We start from the raw sequence: 16,251 nt of genomic DNA on the forward strand, positions 1-16,251 counted from the left end.
TCACCAGCCGGGATCGGTGTCCAGCGGGACGTTGATCCAGCTCGGGCGAGCGGGGTCGAGTTCGAGGTGCTGGGTGCGCAGGCCGCTCTCGTTCAGCAACGGCCGCAGCGGGATTCCGCTGGGGAAGTTGCTCGCGAACACGTCGATCCGCAGGCGGTGGCCCGGCAGCAGCACGCCGTCGGTGGCGCGGATGCCGATCTCGATCGTGGTCGGCTCGCCGGGGACGACCGGCTGACGGGTGTCCAGGGTGAGGATCGGGTACGGGTCGGTGTAGTCGCCGTTGGGCGAGCGGGTCGACTTGGCGTCGTCGATCGCACGCAGCGAGGCCACCAGCTGACCCTGCGACCAGACCGTCGACCGGCCGTCGGGCGCGACATCGTTCACCGTCACCGTCCAGTACCCGTCGGTCGCGTCGAGCACCGTGTTCAGGTGCGCGGCGATCGCGCCGGAGATCCGGGTCGGCTGGGTGACCGGCGCGGTGGTGAAGGTCAGCGCCGCGCCCTCACTGATCCGCGCGTCCTTGGCGCACACATCCGGCAGCGGGATCAGCCCCGCCGTGCCCTGCGCGGCGTCCCGCGAGCAGATGGTGGTCAGGCTCGGATCGACCGAGACCCGCTGTGCCGCACCGGGCGCGCCGAGGAGGCTGCCGTCGAAGCGGGCGCCCGGCGCCGAGCCGGACGACGCGGGGTCGAGATACATCCGCCGGTACTGCATGCCGGGGCGCGGGAAGGCGACGTCGGTGGTCCACTGCTCGCTGCCCTGCTGCCACAGGGTGACCGGCTCGTAGCGGTCGACGCCGTTGTCGATGCCCTTGAGCCACTTGTCGAACCAGGCGCGCTGCAACGATTCCAGCGGCGCGGGCGCACCGGCCTGGCCGAGACCCGAGCTCACGGTCACGTGGTAGACGTTGCCCATGACGAGCTTCTTCTGCTCAGCAGGAACATCGACGGCGTTGTAGATGCGCGGGGTCGAGTAGGTGAAGATGTCGTGCCAGCCGCCGTAGAGGAAGGTCGGCACCTGCACCTGGTCCGGCTGCCCCACCCAGGCGGTGCGCAGCGGGCTCTCGTCGTCGAGGATGCTGGCCATCTCCGGCGGGATCTGGTCCACGCTCGGCGTGGTCAGGGCCGCGATGAGCACGTTGAAGAAGGTGAACGGATCGCGCACCCGGTCGCCCAGCCAGGTCCAGTCGAACTTGCCGTTCAGGATCGACACCAGGTCCGGCAGCAGTTTCGCGCCGTCGACGGCGAGCAGCCATGGCGGGATGAAGCCGACGCCGAGCGCGCCACCGGGCGCGGCGACGTCGCGGATCAGGTCGCTGCCGGGCACGATCGGGAAGATCGCCTTCAGCGCGGCGGGGTGCCGCTGCGCGGTCTGGAGCTGGTTGATCCCCGAGTAGGAGATGCCGCTCATCCCGATCTTGCCGTTGGACCAGCCCTGCGCCGCGGCCCAGTCGACGACCTCGACGCCGTCGAGCTGCTCGCGTTCGCCGAACACCTGCCAGGTGCCCTGCGAGAAGCCGGTGCCGCGCACGTCGACGACCACCTGGGTGTAGCCGCCGCGGATCAGGTTCCGGTCGACGCCGAAGGTGCGGGCAGCGCCGCCGGGCAGCGCCTTCATCATGTCGCTGAGGCTGCTGAACCCGAAGGCCGAGAAGTCCAGGTTCTGCAGCACCGGCATGAGCACGTCCGACAGGCCGGGCACCGCGAGCGCCGAGTCGGCGACGTTGGACACCAGCTTCGTGTACGGCGTCATGTTGACGATCGTCGGCGTCGGCTCGGTGATCGGCTGACCGTCGGCACCGGCCGGATGATAGACGTTGGCTTTCAATACCGTTCCGTCACTCATCGTGATCGGCACGTCCCATTCGATGAAGACGTTCGGGTATTGCTGCGGGCCGTTGTGGGTGGCGACGAACTGCGCGTCCAGCCCCCCGTTCGCCGGCAACGCCTGGCCGACCGGGGCCGATGCGACGGCGCCCGTGAACACGACGACGGATGCGACCAGCGCGGCCAGTCGCCCTCGATATTTGATCATGCTTCGGTCTCAGCCCTCCACCATCGGGAACCACGACGTTCCCGTACCGGGAAGTAACGTAGCCTGCGTCACGTTCGATCGCAAGAACATGTTCTCGGCCGATTACCCGCAACCACCAACCGCCGCACCGACCCCCGCGGGCCACCTGACAGAATCGATGGCGTGAACGCGCCCGAACTCGATGCCGACGGACGCAGGTACCGCGGCGCCGCACCGGGGCAGCGCCAGCAGGACCGCCGCGCCCGGCTGATCGAGGCGGCCACCGAAGCCTTCGGCACCGACGGCTACCGCAACACCACAGTCACCACGCTCTGCGCCGCGGCCGGTGTCGGGAAGCGCTACTTCTACGAGTCCTTCACCGACAGCGAGGATCTGCTGCTCGAGGTGTATCGCGAGGTCACCGCACGCATGCTGGAGGCGATCCACGTCGGCATCGGCGACGTCGACGCCGATATCGACACCAGGGTGCGCGGGGCGCTCACGGCGTATTTCCAGCTCATCCTCGACGACCCCCGCGTGCCGCGGATCGCCTTCTTCGAGATCCTCGGCGTGAGCCCGACGGTGGACCGCGCCTACCACGATGTGCTCGACGCGCTCGTCGACATCTGTCTGGCGCTGTTGACACCGTATGTGGACCTGGACTCCCATCCCGCGCCGAGCGCGCGGATGGTGGTCCTCGGCCTGGTCGGCGCGATTCTGATCATCGCCCAGAAATGGGTGCTCGACGACTACCGCCAGCCGCTGGCCGATGTCGTCGACAGCGGATTCCTGGTGGTCGGCGCGGTGCTGGCCCGGATCCGCGCCGACGCCGAATAGCGTTGCGCTAGCGCGCCTTCCGCGCACCGATGCCGTCGAGCAGCGCGTTCAGCCCGTACCGGAAGGTGCTGTCGGGGGCGGCGTTGTAGCCGGTGCCCGCCGCGCGGTCGATCCGGGCGTGGAGCCGGGGGAAGGCGGCGGCGATCTCGGTCGCCTCCGTCATCGCCTGCGCCAGTTGCGTTTCCGGGTCGGCGCCACCCTTGCCCAGTCGCCTGCGCAGCGAGACGTTGGCGGCCGGGCCGGTGGCGTTGCCGAGGACGAACAGGAAGAGCGCGGCGACCGCGCGGTCGGCCTCCTCGTCGTCGAACCCGGCCGCCTCGAAGACCGCGAGCGCGTTCTCGTCGTGCCGGGACTTGTTGGGGCCGTAAAGCAGATGACTCGCCTGCGCCTGCACCAGCCAGGGGTGCCTGGCCAGCGTCGCGTTCATGCCGGTGGCCATCGCCTCGGCCGCCGCCCGCCAGTCGGCGGCATCGGGATCAGGGAGCTCGATCTCGCCCCACACCTCGTCGACGGCCAGGCGCACCAGGTTGTCCTTGTTCTTCACGTGCCAGTACATGGCGGTGGCGGCGGAGTCGAGGCGCTGCCCGAGGCTGCGCATGTTCAACCCGTCCAGCCCTTCCTCGTCGAGCAGCTCGATCGCCGCGCCGACGATCTGTTCCCTGGTCAAGGTGTCGCGTGCCATGCGGCCACGATAGGCGCGCCGCCGTCACTTTTACAAAGTTCAAGAATTCTCTTGCACTTAGTTCAAGTCGAGAGCTATGGTTCTTTTACTTAGTTCAAGTCGGATCGGAGCACACCATGAACACCCTCGTCGCCGCCATCGAGATCGCCATCGCCGCCGCCTTCGTGAGCATGCCGATCGTGCGCAACCGCTACGGCAAGGCCGCCATGGCGACCGCGCAGGCCGAGCTGTCCCGCCAGGGCGTGCGCACCACGGCGCTGCACGAGCACGGGATGCGCTTCGACGCCAGCGGCCACGAGAGCGCCGCCCCGCTGAGCGTCGCCGCGATCATGCTCACCGCCGCCGCACTGAACCTGGCCGGCCTCGACATCGCCCGCCCGGTGAACTGGGTGGTGCTCGGGCTGGTGTTCCTGGGCAACTGCGTGATCGTCTACAGCAACCACACCGCGGTCAGCTCGGTGACCGCCGCCTTCGCCCGCACCGGCGACCCCGAACTGGCGCGGATCGACGTGCCCGCGCTGCTCGACCGCGCCGAAGCCGGGTTCCCGGCCTGGACCTGGACGCTCCAGAAGGTCCGCAACACCGTGGTTTTCGGCGGCGCGCTGCTCGGGCTGGCGATCTCGATCCTCGGCTGAACCCACGAAAGCCCCGGCTCCGGCCGGGGCTTCGTCGTGCGTGGGCCGAACACTGCGACCTGCCGCAGAACTCCGCCGTCGTGCCGTCTTCCGAAGCAGGTCAAGCGATCCCGGCGGTGAAGGCGGTGAACCGCTCGGCGATGCGGTCGGGATACTCGCCGTTGATGGCGTGCGACGCGTCGGGCCAGACCTCGACCTGGGCGCCGGGGATCAGGCGCGCGGTGGCGGCGGCCGCGGCGGAGTCGTGCACGATCGAGCGACCGGCGAACAGCGCGAGGACCGGCACCGTGAGCGCGCGCAGCTGGTCCTCGGTGGGGCGTGGGAGCAGGGGCTGGGCGCCGCGGTAGTCCCTCATCCCGGCGGCGATCAGCCTGGCCTCGGGCAGCGAGTCGTCGACCGGAACGCCACCGGAGATCCAGCCGAGCAATCGGTGTCGCACCCCGGCGGGCAGGGCGGGGATGGCGCTGCCCAGCGAGACGACGATCATCTTCCAGCTCAGCGGGGCGAAGGTGTTGGCCGGATCGAGCAGGGTGATCGAGGCGACGCGCTCCGGGCGATGCAGCGCGGTCTGCACGGCCAGGTTCGCGCCGATGCTGACCCCGAGCAGGTGGGCCCGCCGAACACCCAGTCCCACCAGTGTTTCGGCGACCCAGGTCGCCTGATCTGCGCCGTCGGTCAGCGCGCGGGTCTGCCCGCTCGCGCCCGGTTCGCCCACGCTGTCCACCGACCAGACCGTGCGCCGCGCCATCAGGCCGGGCAGGTTGGCGGCCCACATCGGGGTCGAGGCCTGGCGGCCGGCGAGCAGGACCACCGGGATATCGCCGCCGGGGCCGAACCGATAGGCGCGCACCGGGCCGAACGAGGTCGGCACCGCGGCGATGGCGTCCGGCGGCGGGAGTTCCGCCATGCCCGCGCGGTAGGCGGCGGCGAAGTGCTCGAAGCCCGCCTGGTCGGTGAAGTGCCCGACCTTGTCCGTGGGTCGGCCGATCGTGGGATCGAGGAACAATCCGTCGGCGGCCATATCGCCGAGCGTAGCCCGCTGACCTGAACGAATCCCACAGTCGCGGTCGGCACGCCAGCGGCTGGTCAGCGACCCCGCAGCAGGGCGACGATCGCGTCCTGACCCTTGCGCTCGGCGTTCTGCAGCGCGGTGCGGCCCTCGGCGTCGCGAATCCCCGGGTCGGCGCCCGCGTCGAGCAACGCGGTGACGGTCTCCTGGTAGCGCTGCGAGCCGTCGCCGTAGACGATCGCCTCCTGCAGTGCCGTCCATCGCGGGGTATTGACATGGTTCACCGCGACCCCCGCCGCGATCAGCATCCGCACGGTGCTCACGTGCCCGTGCTCGCTCGCCGGGATGAGCGCCGTCCCGCCGTAGCGGTTGACGCTGCGCAGGTCGGCGCCGTGCCGCAGGGCCGGCTCGAGGATCTCGTCGAAGCCCTCGGCACCGGCGTAGAGGTAGGCGGAGTCCTGCAGGTCGTCCTTGGCGTTCACGTCGGCGCCCGCCTCGATCAGCGCCACCGCGGCCGCGCTCGCCCTGTTCTTGGTGGCGGCCACCAGCGGGGTCCGGTCCTGGTCGCCGCGGGTTTCCGGATCGGCGCCGCGGGCGAGCAGGTCACGCACCCGCGCCGCGTCGTTGTTCGCCGCGGCGGCGAACAGTTCGTCGTCGAGGCTGTGGTCGAACTGCCGGGTGGTCGGCGGCACCTCGGCCTGCGCGGGCGCGGCGGCGGTCACCGGGACCGGGGCCGACTGCGGCACGTCCGAGTCGGCGGAGCAGGCGCCGATACCCACCGCGAGCACGGCGAGCGCAAGCACGCTCGCGCGGGTGCCACGGACTGTCGGGCGAGCCGGATTCATGGGTTTCTCCTCTGGTCAGGTCCCTTCCACCGTGCCCATCGAGCCACCGCGCGTCCAGGACGCAGTACCGATCATCGCCATCGACACCGTCTATGACGGATCGCGGTAGCCGCCGGATGAACAGCACAGAACCATCGCCCCCGCTGTATTGCCCTGCGCGGCAGCCGATGTCCAGACTGGGAGCCGGTCGACCACCTGGCCCGTGCACGACGACGGGCGGCGATCATCACGAGCCGAAGGACGAGCGATGCCGTTTCTGCTGATCTCCGGAGTCTTCGTCGCCGAAGGCGCACAGCCCGACGGTGACTCGGTGCGCTTCCGTCCCGACGACCCAACCCTGTGGGACCGGGTGGGCGGCCCGCACCGGGTGAAGCGCAATGCCTCCGGTGCCGCGCAGCTGCGCCTGGACGGCATCGACTCGCTGGAAACGCACTACACGCCCCGCCACGGCACCCGCACCCATCAACCGCTGCCCTTGGCGCGCGCTGCGGCCGCGGAACTGCTCGCCTGGCTCGGCTTCACCGGCGTGGTGCGGGACGCGAACGAGACCGTGACCAGCGCCGATCAGGCCGCGGTGCCCGGGTTCATCCTGACCAGGGGTGCCGATCTGCACGGCCGCTGCGTCGCCTTCGCCGGTCGCGGCGCGTCCCCCGGCAGCGCGGGCACCGAGATGTTCGTCGACGTTGCCCTGTTGCGGCTCACCCTCAACCATCACCAGCTGGCGACCGGCCTGGCCTACCCGACGTTCTATCGCAGCCTGTTCCCCGCCCTGCGCGCCGAATTCGCCGCCGTCGCCACGGCCGCCGCGACGGCGCCCACCCCACTCGGTGTCTGGGCGGCCGACGCCACCACCAGCGGCGCCGCGATCACCACGCCGACGTCGCTGTCCGACGACGTGGTGATGCTGCCGAAGCTGTTCCGCCGCCTCGCCGACTACCTCGCGCTCGGCGACGGCGATCTCTCGCTCGACGGCTTCCCCGCCTTCCTCGCCCAGGCCGCCGACCGCTTCTTCATCCTCTCCACCGGCCACTCCACCACCGGCCTCGACGCGATCACCGTGGTCGACGGCCCGACCGTGCGCCTGACCCACCCGCCGACCGATCTGGTCTTCGACGAGAAGGTGTGATCGGTGGCTGGACCCCGCTAGCGTTGGCGGCGACGTCAACCTAGGAGGTCCGCATGCCCGACACCGTCCGCGGAGTCATCGCCCGCGCGAAGAACGCGCCGGTCGAAACCGTCGACATCGTGATTCCCGATCCGGGGCCGCACGATGTGGTCGTCCGCGTCCAGGCGTGCGGGGTCTGCCACACCGACCTGCACTACCGCGAAGGCGGCATCAACGACGAGTTCCCGTTCCTGCTCGGGCACGAGGCGGCGGGTGTCGTCGAGTCGGTCGGCGCGGCGGTCACCCATGTCGCCGAGGGCGATTTCGTCGTCCTGAACTGGCGCGCGGTCTGCGGCGAATGCCGGGCCTGTCGGCGCGGTCGCCCGTGGTACTGCTTCGACACCCACAACGCCAGCACGCCGATGACGCTCACCGACGGCACCCCGCTCACCCCGGCGCTCGGCGTCGGCGCGTTCGCCGACAAGACCCTGGTGCACGAGAAGCAGTGCACCAAGGTCGATCCCGAGACCGATCCGGCGGTGGCCGGCCTGCTCGGCTGCGGCGTGATGGCGGGTATCGGCGCGGCGGTGAACACCGGCGCGGTCTCGCGCGGCGACAGTGTCGCGGTGATCGGCTGCGGCGGCGTCGGTGACGCCGCCATCGCCGGCGCCTCCCTCGCCGGCGCGGGCACGATCATCGCGATCGACCGCGACCCGCGAAAGCTGGAGTGGGCCAGGGACTTCGGCGCCACCCACACCATCGACGCGAGCAGCACCGACGTGGTCGAGCGGATCAAGGAGCTCACCGACGGTTTCGGCGCCGACGTCGTGATCGACGCTGTCGGCCGTCCCGAGACCTGGAAGCAGGCCTTCTACGGCCGCGACCTCGCGGGCACCGTGGTCCTCGTCGGCGTTCCGACTCCCGACATGACCCTCGACATGCCGCTGATCGACCTGTTCTCGCACGGCGGTTCGCTGAAGTCGTCCTGGTACGGCGACTGCCTGCCCGAACGTGACTTCCCGACGCTCGTCGACCTGCACCGCCAGGGCAGGCTGCCGCTGGATCGCTTCGTCACCGAGCGCATCGGCGTCGACGAGGTCGAGCAGGCGTTCACCGCCATGGGCGAGGGCAAGGTGCTGCGCTCGGTGGTGGTCTGGTGAGTGCCCGCGTCGAGAAGGTCGTCACCTCGGGCACTTTCGCGCTCGACGGCGGTACCTGGGACGTCGACAACAATGTGTGGCTGATCGGCGACGACACCGAGGTGCTGATCGTCGACGCCGCCCACGACGCCGACGCCATCGCCGCGGCGGTCGGCTCCCGGCACGTCACCGCCATCCTGTGCACACACGGCCACAACGACCATGTGACCGTCGCGCCGGAGCTGTCGCGGCGCCTCGACGCCCCGGTGCTGCTGCACCCCGGCGACGAGCCGCTGTGGCGGATGACCCACCCCGACGCCGCCTACCGCTCGCTGGCCGACACCGACCGGATCACGGTGGCCGGCACCGATATCGATGTGCTGCACACCCCCGGCCACTCCCCCGGCTCGGTGTCGCTGCACCTGCCGGAACTGTCGGCGTTGTTCACCGGCGACACCCTGTTCGCGGGCGGACCGGGCGCGACCGGCCGCTCCTTCTCCGATTTCGGCACCATCATCGATTCCATCCGCGACCGCCTGTTCGCCCTCCCGGACGACACCACGGTGCACACCGGCCACGGCCCCGACACCGCCATCGGCACCGAACGGCCCGCCCTCGCGGACTGGATCGCCCGCGGCCACTGAGTTCGGGCCAGGAGTGTCCGCACGCCTTCGGCGGGCACTCCTGGCACCGGGCCCACAGCCACGCCTCGAATTCCGTGGCACCGCAACCGGATCGGCGGTCAGCTTGCTCGGCGGACTCGGGCCAGCGCCAGGCCACCCAGCGCCGCGCCGAGGAGACCGAGGACACCGGCGATGTACCCGCCCGCGATCCCGTTCCCGGTGCCGAGCCCACCGTCGGCGGTGACGACGACGAACGTCCCGACCACGGCGGCGAGCATCCCGGCGCCGACCGCGAACGCCGCCCGGAGACTCGACGGCCGCGCCAGCGCGAGGCCGCCCAGGATCGCCCCGAACAGGGCGAGGAACGCGGCCGAGGTCGCGATCGCGCGGTCGGCGGTCAACCCGTAGGCGTCCGCGACCAGAACGGTCGACGCCGACGCGGGCGCGGCCGCGACGAGTCCGGCGCCCAGGACGGCGGCGACGGTACCGGGGAGGTGACGGAAAGACGACATGGCGTACTCCTTCGATCTGCTGTGTACCGCTCGATCTTCGGCCGGGACCCCGGGTCCGGTCATCGTGCGACCGTGGACAATCCGCGCTGCCGCGCCCGCGGTAGCGGCTACCGCCGAGGCGGTACCACCGGCGCGGATACCGCGGGCGCGGTAGTCGCGAGATCACCCCGTCGGCGGACTCACCGCGCCGCGCACCGGGCTAGGGTGCTGACATGAGCAGGGCATGGATCGGCGACGCGGCGATCGCGGTCGGCGTCGCGGCCGTGCTGCTGGTCACCGCGCTGACCCGGCAACCGTCCCCCGACGACCTGCGCCCCCTCGGGTACGCGCTGCTGGTCGCCGGTGGCCTGGCGCTGGCGGCCCGCCGCCGGGCGCCGGTGGCCGTGCTGGTGGTGACCGGCGTGTGCGCGCTGGGCTCGCAGGCGCTCGGGTTCGATGTGCCCGCCGTCGCGTTCCTGTTCGCGGTGTACTTCGCCATGCGCGCGGGCCATCGCTGGATGACGCTCGCCGCCGCGCTACTGCTCCTGGCGACCCTGCCGTTCGCCGCGATGCTCTCGCTGCACGACACCGCCGCCGCGCTCGCCCGATCCCGCGACGCGCTCGAGATCGCCTGGCTGATCGCCGCCGCCGCGGCCGGGGAGGCGCTGCGGCAGGCCGAGCGCCGCGCCGACGAGGCCGAACGCACGCGCGAGGAGACCGCGCGCCGCCGCGCCGACGAGGAGCGCCTGCACATCGCCAGGGAACTGCACGATTCGCTCACCCATCAGATCTCGGTGATCAAGGTGCAGTCCGAGGCGGCCGTGCATGTGGCGCGCAAACGCGGCGAGGACATCCCCGAGGCGCTGCTCGCCATCCGGGACGCCGGACGCGAGGCCGCCCGCGAACTCCGCGCGACTCTGGAAGCGCTGCGCGATGACGGCGCGCCCCGGCCCGGTCTCGCTCAGGTCGCCGAATTGGTGGAGCGAGTGCGCCTTTCGGGGATCGAGACGACCTTGACCATCGCGGGCACCCGCACCGATGTGCCCGCCGCGGTCGACCGGACCGGCTACCGGATCGTGCAGGAATCGCTCACCAATGTCACCCGCCACGCGAACGCCGCCACCGCCTCGGTGCGCATCGACTACGGCCCCGACACCCTCGTGGTCGACGTGGCCGACGACGGTCGCGCCACGCCCGCCGACGCGCCACGGCCCGGCGTCGGTCTGCTCGGGATGCGCGAGCGGGTGACCGCGCTCGGTGGGCACCTGCGCGCCGCGCCTCGCGCTGGCGGCGGATTCGCCGTGCACGCCGAATTACCGGTGGTGCGATCATGATCCGGGTCCTGCTGGTCGACGACCAGCCACTCATCCGCAGCGGATTCCGCGCGCTGCTCGAGATCGAGGACGATATCGAGGTCGTCGCCGAGGCGGCCGACGGCGGCGACGGTGTCGAGCTGGCCCGTCGCCACCTGCCCGACATCGCCCTGGTCGATATCCAGATGCCGGTCGTCGACGGCATCGAAGCGACCCGCCGCATCGCGGCCGACCCGGCCCTGGCGGGGGTGCACGTCGTCATCCTGACCAACTACGGCCTCGACGAATACGTCTTCGACGCGCTGCGCGCCGGCGCGGCGGGCTTCCTGGTCAAGGACATCGAACCCGAGGACTTCCTGCACGCGATCCGGGTGGCCGCCCGCGGTGACGCGCTGCTCGCGCCATCCATCACCCGGCGTCTGATCGCCCGCTACGTCACCCAGCCGCCGCACGCACCCGCCGCGGATTCGGCGCTGCGCGAACTCACCACCCGCGAACGCGAAGCCGTCGCCCTGGCCGCCCAGGGGCTGTCCAACGACGAGATCGCCGCCCACATGGTGATCAGCCCGCACACCGCCAAGACCCATATCAACCGCGCGATGGCCAAGCTCCACGTCCGCGACCGGGCTCAGCTCGTCGTCGTCGCCTATGAATCCGGGCTGGTCACGCCGCGCACGCGACCCTGAGCGCGAACGGTCCCGGGACTAGCGTCCGACGCCCGGGACGAATCTGCCTGTCGCGGCGCAGTACTCGCGGTAGCCGACGCCGTGGACGCGGGCCAGATACGGCTCCTCGACGACGCGGACCTGGAGTTCGATCGTCGCGAGCAGCAGGACGAACCCCGCCAGGGCGACGATGTTCGGGATGATCAGCGCGATGCCCGCCCCGAAGACCAGCATCGCGGTGAAGATCGGGTTGCGTACCAGGGCGAACACGCCGGTGCGCACCAGCGCCGTCGTCTCGTCGGCATCGACCCCGATCCGCCAGGACTCGCCCATCTGGACCTGGGCGAGGAGGGTGGCGCCGATGCCGACGACGGCCAGCACGATCCCGACCAGCTGAATCGGTGTGGCGGTGAGGAATTCGAGCGGGTCCAGGACACCGCTCAGCTGGAGCCCCACCCCGGCCAGGCCGACGACGATCGCCGCGACGAAGCCGACCCCGGCCAGCCATTCGAGCGAGCCGGGCCGCCCGCTGATGCCACGGAACCCGGTGGAACCCGTCGTCCGATACTGCCGCCAACTGCGCCACCCGAAGCCGAGCGCGCCGAAGATCACGTACAAGACCAGTGCCGTGACAGCCATGGCCGGTGTCCTTTCTCATCCATCGCAGCAGTCGCGGGTCGCGACCGCGCCGAGCGGCGGTGCCGGACAACAGGTGTCGCCCCGCCAGGCATTGCGCCCTTCCTTGACGGCGATGACCGCGATCACGAGCGCGGCGATCGGGTCGGCCCACGACCAGCCGAGCAACGCGTTGAGCACCAGCCCGACCAGCAGCACCGCGGACAGATAGGTGCACAGCATGGTCTGCCGGGAATCGGCCACCGCCGAGGCCGACCCGAGTTCGCGGCCCGCCCGGCGCTGCGCGGTCGACAGCACCGGCATGATCACCAGGCTCAGCGCCGCCAAGGCGATGCCGACCGGTGAGTGCCGCGCGTCGTCCGCGCCGGTCAGCGCGCGGACGGCGTCGACGGTGACATAGGCGGCCAGGCCGAAGAACGAGAACGCGATGATCCGCAGGGCGACCCGCTCCCGCGCGTGCGGATCCCGGCCGGCGAACTGCCAGGCCACCGCCGCCGCGGACGACACCTCGAGCACCGAATCGAGCCCGAACCCGATCAGCGCTGCCGAGGACACCCGCGTGCCTTCGGCCAGCGCGATGCTCGCCTCGACCACGTTGTAGGTGATCGTCGCCGCGACCAGCCGGCGGATCCGGGTCGCGAGCACCCGGCGCCGGTCCGGAAGCAGCAGCGGCACACCGAGATCGGCCATCAGCAGCAGTCCTGCGTAGCGGCTGCCGGGCAGCAGGCCGGGTCGACCGCGAGCACGAGCCCGACCAGGTCGTCGAGGGCGCGCCCGATGCGCGGATCGGCCAGTTCGTAGCGGCTGCGCCTGCCCTCGGGCACGGCGACGACCAGCCCGCAGCCGCGCAGGCAGGCCAGGTGGTTCGACAGGATCTGCCGCGACACCCCGATCTGGTCGGCCAGCTCCGACGGATACCCGGGCGCGGAGCGCAGGCTCAGCAGGATGCGCGTCCGGGTCGGGTCCGACAGGGCGTAGCCGAAGCGGGACAGCGCGTCGCCGTGCATCGCGGTGCTCATGCTCCGAATAGTACAGCTGATTCTGTATTCAGAAAAGTATGTATCAATCCGGCCGGTCGGCGCGTCCATCGGCCGACTGCCACAGCCCCACGACCAGCGCGATGACCAGGGCAAACGCCGCGAAAGCCGTTCCGGTGCGCAGGAAATGGAACAGATCCCATCGGGTGAGGATCGCGGCGTAGTCGGCCGGCGGCCCGTCGATCACCCACTGGTTGATCCGGTGATTGATCGGCACATTGCCCAGGCGGGTGATCAGGAACGAGGCGACCACCAGCCCGGTGGCGACCGCGGCGACGACCCGGCGCCGCCCCGAGGACAGCACCGCGAGAACCAGACAGCTCAGCGCCGCGGCGGCCATGGTGGCCTGCATGCTGATGCTGTTGTTCTGCATGAGTTCGGTATGGAACTCCAGGCGCATCCGCAGCGGGACGCGATGGAAGGTCGGGACCAGATTGGCGGCGCCGTAGCCGAAGGCGCCGGCGAGCAGGCCGGTCGTGAACAGGGCGAGCGAGCGGATGAGCACGGGTTCTCCTCGGCCGATCACGCAGCCGCGACGGGGCGGGTGAGCTGGTCGGCGCGCCGGAGCTTGCCGTCCGGCGTGAACTCGCCGAACAGGAAGACCTCGGTGGCCACGGTCCCCGTCGTGCGCATCGTGGCGTGGATGGTCAGGCGGGCGGCCATCCTGGCACCGTCGGCGATCACCTCGTGCACCTCGAAGCGATAGTCGCGCAGGTTCTTTCGCATGGGACGCAGGTGCGCGACGAGCCGGTCACGGTCGAGCCGGATCCCGTCGGCGATCTGGACCACCTCGGGCGCGTGGAACCGGTCGACCACCTCGGCCGGATCGGCGTCGGCCGCGAGGGCCGCGGCGGTGAATTCGGTGAAGAAGTCGGCGATGAACCGCTCGGGCGAGCGGGGGGATGCGGGATCCATGACACTCCAGTCGTAGAATTCTTACAGCGATGTAAAGGTTAAGCTCGATCGGATAACTTTGACAAGGGTGTAAGATTTGACCGGATCACGGGAACCGAAGCGGCGCGCCGACGCCACCCGCAGCCGGGCGGCCGTCCTCGACGCCGCCACCCGGCTGCTCGCCACCCAGCCGGACGCCGGCATGGCCGCCATCGCCGCCGAGGCGGGGGTGACCCGCCAGACCGTCTACGCCCACTTCGCCTCGCGCGACGACCTGATCAACGCGGTCGTCGAGCGCACCACCACCCGGGCCGCCGAAGCCATGCGCGCCGCGGACCTCGACAGCGGCCCGGCCACCGCCGCCCTGCTCCGGATGCTCGACGTCGGCTGGCAGTTCTTCCGCGTCTCCCCGCTGGCCCACCACGTGGGCGCGTTCGCCCGGCAACGCGACGAGGACCGCCAGCTCCCCATCAACCACCGCCTGCTCCGCCTCGTCACCCGCGGTCAGCAGGCAGGCGAATTCACCGACGCCGTCACCCCCGAGTGGCTGGTCACGGCGATCGTCGCGGTCAGCCACGCGGCGGGCGACGAGGTCAGAGCGGGCCGGATGACCCAGCCCGAGGCCCAGATCGTGTTGCGCGACAGCGTGCTCCGCCTCGTCGGCGGCGTCGACCAGACGTGAGGCGATCCGGCCCACCCGCGACATTCCCGGCGCGGGACCGGGTGCCGCTCAGCGGGTGACGGCGGCGACCAGCGCCTCGATCAGGCGATGGCTGCGCGCGCTCATCTGCGCGGCGGACTGATCGGGGTGCCGCAGCCACCACTGGATCAGTGAGGTCACCGAGCCCATCCAGACATCGGTCAGCGCCGACAGATCCGCGGGATCGGTGAGCTCGACCGTGCCGAGGACATCCGCGACTCCCCTCGCCGCCTGAGCCGCGATCCCCCGCCGGGCCGCGCGGGCGGCGTCGGCGGCCTCGCCGTCCTCCGGATGGGATCGATCGAACACGACGCTCCAGTCGAGCGGGCGTGGCTCGAGTGCGGCGAAGATCGCGTCGAGAGTCCGTCGAGCCATCGACAGGTCGTCACCGGCGGTGATGGCCGACTCGATCGCCTCGTGCAGGAGGGCGGCGGCGCGCGTCACACACGCGATATACACCTCGTCCCTGGATCGGAAGAAGGTGTAGACCAGCGGCTTGGACACGCCGGCACGCTGGGCGACAGCGGTGAGCCCGAGCCCGGCGTAGCCGACCCGGCCGATCTCGGCCACGGCGGCGTCGAGGATCAGCTGTTCACGCTCGGCGCGGGGGACGCCCTTGGTTCCGGCGGTGCTCACTCCCCCATCCAACCATCGCCGGGGACAGCCATTGACTCCGAATTGACCACTTAGTAAATTACTTCTACGTCTATATTAGGAGCCGGTATGTTCTCCGCGGTCTGGGACCACATCAACAACCCCCTGCTCTACGCAGTCCCGTTCTTCATCGTCTTCATCGCGATCGAGGCGGTGAGCCTGCGGCACGCGAGCGCCGACGCCGGCCCGCGCGCGTACTCGCCGATCGACACCCGCACCAGCCTCAGCATGGGTTTCGGCGCGCTGGGCGCGATGGCGCTGTTCAAACTGCTCACCCTGATCCTGTTCGTGATCCTGTGGACCGAGCTGGCGCCCTGGCATCTCCCGACCACCGCGTGGTGGTACTGGCCGGTGCTGATGCTCGTCGTCGACCTCGCCTGGTACTGCAATCACCGGTTCTCACACCGCGTGCGCATCGGCTGGGCCGCGCACCAGGCGCATCACTCCAGCGAGTACTTCAACCTCGGCACGGCGCTGCGGCAGAAATGGAATCCCTGGTCGGAGGCCATCTTCTGGGCGCCGCTCCCGCTGCTGGGCTTCGCGCCGTGGACCATCTACGTCGCCTTCGCGCTGAACCTCATCTACCAGTTCTTCACCCACACCGAGACGATCGGCAAGCTGTGGCGCCCGGTCGAATTCGTCTTCAACACACCGTCCCATCACCGGGTCCACCACGGCAGCGACCCGGAATACCTGGACCGCAACTACGGCGGCATCCTGATCGTCTGGGACCGGATGTTCGGCACCTTCCAACCGGAACTGCACACCCCGTCCTACGGACTCACCACCCCGGTCGGCACCTACAACCTGCTCCGCCTCCAGTACCACGAATACGGCAACATCATCCGCGACGTCCGCGCCGCGACCCGATGGCGCGACCGGCTCGGGTACGTGTTCGCGCCACCCGGCTGGCAGCCCGCGGATCAGCGATCCGATATCGCCGAAACGAAGCAGGCGGCCTGAGTTCGGTGGG

The 16,251-nt window shown here is 70.6% G+C and carries 20 protein-coding genes; 9 read left to right on the forward strand and 11 right to left on the reverse strand.

Annotated features, from left to right (window positions below; genetic code table 11):
• On the reverse strand, window positions 1-2,034 hold the full coding sequence (locus ACFYWJ_RS28970; protein ID WP_355278892.1) for a CocE/NonD family hydrolase: 2,034 nt from the start codon (window positions 2,032-2,034) through the stop codon (window positions 1-3).
• Window positions 2,035-2,196: 162 nt separating this feature from the next.
• Between ACFYWJ_RS28970 and ACFYWJ_RS28975 the strand changes: the two genes are divergently transcribed.
• The gene (locus ACFYWJ_RS28975) at window positions 2,197-2,850 is read left to right on the forward strand and encodes a TetR/AcrR family transcriptional regulator (protein ID WP_355278890.1); all 654 of its coding nucleotides are present in this window, start codon (window positions 2,197-2,199) and stop codon (window positions 2,848-2,850) included.
• Window positions 2,851-2,857: 7 nt separating this feature from the next.
• Here ACFYWJ_RS28975 and ACFYWJ_RS28980 read toward each other — a convergent pair whose 3' ends face one another.
• Window positions 2,858-3,532: a TetR/AcrR family transcriptional regulator C-terminal domain-containing protein gene (locus ACFYWJ_RS28980; RefSeq protein WP_355278888.1), complete on the reverse strand. Its 675-nt coding sequence runs from the start codon at window positions 3,530-3,532 to the stop codon at window positions 2,858-2,860.
• A gap of 116 nt (window positions 3,533-3,648) precedes the next feature.
• On the opposite strand from ACFYWJ_RS28980, the gene ACFYWJ_RS28985 reads away from it, so the two are divergent.
• A complete protein-coding gene (locus ACFYWJ_RS28985) occupies window positions 3,649-4,167 on the forward strand; it encodes a hypothetical protein (protein ID WP_355278885.1) in 519 nt (172 codons plus the stop codon).
• 100 nt (window positions 4,168-4,267) lie between these two features.
• Here the strand turns inward: ACFYWJ_RS28985 and ACFYWJ_RS28990 are convergent, their stop codons facing one another.
• On the reverse strand, window positions 4,268-5,188 hold the full coding sequence (locus ACFYWJ_RS28990) for an alpha/beta hydrolase (protein ID WP_355278884.1): 921 nt from the start codon (window positions 5,186-5,188) through the stop codon (window positions 4,268-4,270).
• Between the two features lie 65 nt (window positions 5,189-5,253).
• The gene (locus ACFYWJ_RS28995) at window positions 5,254-6,021 is read right to left on the reverse strand and encodes an ankyrin repeat domain-containing protein (RefSeq protein ID WP_355278881.1); all 768 of its coding nucleotides are present in this window, start codon (window positions 6,019-6,021) and stop codon (window positions 5,254-5,256) included.
• Between the two features lie 247 nt (window positions 6,022-6,268).
• On the opposite strand from ACFYWJ_RS28995, the gene ACFYWJ_RS29000 reads away from it, so the two are divergent.
• Genes ACFYWJ_RS29000 through ACFYWJ_RS29010 form a run of 3 tightly spaced genes read left to right on the forward strand, consistent with a single transcriptional unit; the run spans window position 6,269 to window position 8,909 of the window.
• Window positions 6,269-7,147 (forward strand): hypothetical protein, encoded by an 879-nt coding sequence (locus ACFYWJ_RS29000; protein ID WP_355278878.1) that lies wholly within the window; start codon window positions 6,269-6,271, stop codon window positions 7,145-7,147.
• 53 nt (window positions 7,148-7,200) lie between these two features.
• Window positions 7,201-8,286 (forward strand): S-(hydroxymethyl)mycothiol dehydrogenase, encoded by a 1,086-nt coding sequence (locus ACFYWJ_RS29005; RefSeq protein WP_355278876.1) that lies wholly within the window; start codon window positions 7,201-7,203, stop codon window positions 8,284-8,286.
• Complete coding sequence (locus tag ACFYWJ_RS29010; RefSeq protein ID WP_355278873.1) at window positions 8,283-8,909, forward strand: MBL fold metallo-hydrolase; 627 nt, start codon at window positions 8,283-8,285, stop codon at window positions 8,907-8,909. Before ACFYWJ_RS29005 ends, ACFYWJ_RS29010 begins: the two co-directional genes overlap by 4 nt.
• 98 nt (window positions 8,910-9,007) lie before the next feature.
• Here the strand turns inward: ACFYWJ_RS29010 and ACFYWJ_RS29015 are convergent, their stop codons facing one another.
• Window positions 9,008-9,400: a DUF6223 family protein gene (locus ACFYWJ_RS29015; protein WP_355278870.1), complete on the reverse strand. Its 393-nt coding sequence runs from the start codon at window positions 9,398-9,400 to the stop codon at window positions 9,008-9,010.
• A gap of 212 nt (window positions 9,401-9,612) precedes the next feature.
• Here ACFYWJ_RS29015 and ACFYWJ_RS29020 point away from each other — a divergent pair, with 212 nt between their 5' ends.
• Window positions 9,613-10,713, forward strand: a complete 1,101-nt coding sequence (locus tag ACFYWJ_RS29020) for a histidine kinase (protein WP_355278868.1) — start codon at window positions 9,613-9,615, stop codon at window positions 10,711-10,713.
• Window positions 10,710-11,378: a response regulator transcription factor gene (locus ACFYWJ_RS29025; protein ID WP_355278865.1), complete on the forward strand. Its 669-nt coding sequence runs from the start codon at window positions 10,710-10,712 to the stop codon at window positions 11,376-11,378. The genes ACFYWJ_RS29020 and ACFYWJ_RS29025 overlap by 4 nt, the downstream gene beginning before the upstream one ends.
• 18 nt (window positions 11,379-11,396) lie before the next feature.
• Here the strand turns inward: ACFYWJ_RS29025 and ACFYWJ_RS29030 are convergent, their stop codons facing one another.
• The 5 genes from ACFYWJ_RS29030 to ACFYWJ_RS29050 are packed head-to-tail and all read right to left on the reverse strand — an operon-like array spanning window position 11,397 to window position 13,945.
• Window positions 11,397-11,996, reverse strand: a complete 600-nt coding sequence (locus ACFYWJ_RS29030) for an isoprenylcysteine carboxylmethyltransferase family protein (protein WP_355278863.1) — start codon at window positions 11,994-11,996, stop codon at window positions 11,397-11,399.
• A gap of 15 nt (window positions 11,997-12,011) precedes the next feature.
• Window positions 12,012-12,686 carry a cation transporter gene (locus ACFYWJ_RS29035; RefSeq protein WP_387163116.1) on the reverse strand — a complete coding sequence of 225 codons (675 nt, stop codon included), beginning with the start codon at window positions 12,684-12,686 and terminating at the stop codon, window positions 12,012-12,014.
• The gene (locus ACFYWJ_RS29040; RefSeq protein ID WP_355278857.1) at window positions 12,683-13,012 is read right to left on the reverse strand and encodes a metalloregulator ArsR/SmtB family transcription factor; all 330 of its coding nucleotides are present in this window, start codon (window positions 13,010-13,012) and stop codon (window positions 12,683-12,685) included. Before ACFYWJ_RS29040 ends, ACFYWJ_RS29035 begins: the two co-directional genes overlap by 4 nt.
• 43 nt (window positions 13,013-13,055) lie before the next feature.
• Window positions 13,056-13,535: a DUF1772 domain-containing protein gene (locus ACFYWJ_RS29045; RefSeq protein ID WP_355278854.1), complete on the reverse strand. Its 480-nt coding sequence runs from the start codon at window positions 13,533-13,535 to the stop codon at window positions 13,056-13,058.
• Between the two features lie 17 nt (window positions 13,536-13,552).
• On the reverse strand, window positions 13,553-13,945 hold the full coding sequence (locus ACFYWJ_RS29050; RefSeq protein ID WP_355278851.1) for a nuclear transport factor 2 family protein: 393 nt from the start codon (window positions 13,943-13,945) through the stop codon (window positions 13,553-13,555).
• 76 nt (window positions 13,946-14,021) lie between these two features.
• On the opposite strand from ACFYWJ_RS29050, the gene ACFYWJ_RS29055 reads away from it, so the two are divergent.
• Entirely contained in the window at window positions 14,022-14,606 is a 585-nt protein-coding gene (locus ACFYWJ_RS29055; RefSeq protein ID WP_355278848.1) for a TetR/AcrR family transcriptional regulator, read from the forward strand.
• A gap of 48 nt (window positions 14,607-14,654) precedes the next feature.
• On the opposite strand, the gene ACFYWJ_RS29060 is transcribed toward ACFYWJ_RS29055, so the two are convergent.
• The gene (locus ACFYWJ_RS29060; RefSeq protein ID WP_355278847.1) at window positions 14,655-15,260 is read right to left on the reverse strand and encodes a TetR/AcrR family transcriptional regulator; all 606 of its coding nucleotides are present in this window, start codon (window positions 15,258-15,260) and stop codon (window positions 14,655-14,657) included.
• 87 nt (window positions 15,261-15,347) lie between these two features.
• On the opposite strand from ACFYWJ_RS29060, the gene ACFYWJ_RS29065 reads away from it, so the two are divergent.
• Window positions 15,348-16,241, forward strand: a complete 894-nt coding sequence (locus tag ACFYWJ_RS29065) for a sterol desaturase family protein (protein WP_355278844.1) — start codon at window positions 15,348-15,350, stop codon at window positions 16,239-16,241.
• Window positions 16,242-16,251: the final 10 nt, after the last annotated feature.

The sequence above is a fragment of the Nocardia sp. NPDC003269 genome (genome assembly GCF_042888005.1).
Lineage (GTDB): Bacteria > Actinomycetota > Actinomycetes > Mycobacteriales > Mycobacteriaceae > Nocardia.

What these genes read in the sequence shown, in the direction of transcription:
- ACFYWJ_RS28970 (WP_355278892.1), bottom strand. Translation starts at nt 2,034, where the DNA reads ATGATCAAATATCGAGGGCGACTGGCCGCGCTGGTCGCATCCGTCGTC.
- ACFYWJ_RS28980 (WP_355278888.1), bottom strand. Translation starts at nt 3,532, where the DNA reads ATGGCACGCGACACCTTGACCAGGGAACAGATCGTCGGCGCGGCGATC.
- ACFYWJ_RS28985 (WP_355278885.1), top strand. Translation starts at nt 3,649, where the DNA reads ATGAACACCCTCGTCGCCGCCATCGAGATCGCCATCGCCGCCGCCTTC.
- ACFYWJ_RS28990 (WP_355278884.1), bottom strand. Translation starts at nt 5,188, where the DNA reads ATGGCCGCCGACGGATTGTTCCTCGATCCCACGATCGGCCGACCCACG.
- ACFYWJ_RS28995 (WP_355278881.1), bottom strand. Translation starts at nt 6,021, where the DNA reads ATGAATCCGGCTCGCCCGACAGTCCGTGGCACCCGCGCGAGCGTGCTT.
- ACFYWJ_RS29000 (WP_355278878.1), top strand. Translation starts at nt 6,269, where the DNA reads ATGCCGTTTCTGCTGATCTCCGGAGTCTTCGTCGCCGAAGGCGCACAG.
- ACFYWJ_RS29005 (WP_355278876.1), top strand. Translation starts at nt 7,201, where the DNA reads ATGCCCGACACCGTCCGCGGAGTCATCGCCCGCGCGAAGAACGCGCCG.
- ACFYWJ_RS29015 (WP_355278870.1), bottom strand. Translation starts at nt 9,400, where the DNA reads ATGTCGTCTTTCCGTCACCTCCCCGGTACCGTCGCCGCCGTCCTGGGC.
- ACFYWJ_RS29020 (WP_355278868.1), top strand. Translation starts at nt 9,613, where the DNA reads ATGAGCAGGGCATGGATCGGCGACGCGGCGATCGCGGTCGGCGTCGCG.
- ACFYWJ_RS29025 (WP_355278865.1), top strand. Translation starts at nt 10,710, where the DNA reads ATGATCCGGGTCCTGCTGGTCGACGACCAGCCACTCATCCGCAGCGGA.
- ACFYWJ_RS29030 (WP_355278863.1), bottom strand. Translation starts at nt 11,996, where the DNA reads ATGGCTGTCACGGCACTGGTCTTGTACGTGATCTTCGGCGCGCTCGGC.
- ACFYWJ_RS29040 (WP_355278857.1), bottom strand. Translation starts at nt 13,012, where the DNA reads ATGAGCACCGCGATGCACGGCGACGCGCTGTCCCGCTTCGGCTACGCC.
- ACFYWJ_RS29050 (WP_355278851.1), bottom strand. Translation starts at nt 13,945, where the DNA reads ATGGATCCCGCATCCCCCCGCTCGCCCGAGCGGTTCATCGCCGACTTC.
- ACFYWJ_RS29065 (WP_355278844.1), top strand. Translation starts at nt 15,348, where the DNA reads ATGTTCTCCGCGGTCTGGGACCACATCAACAACCCCCTGCTCTACGCA.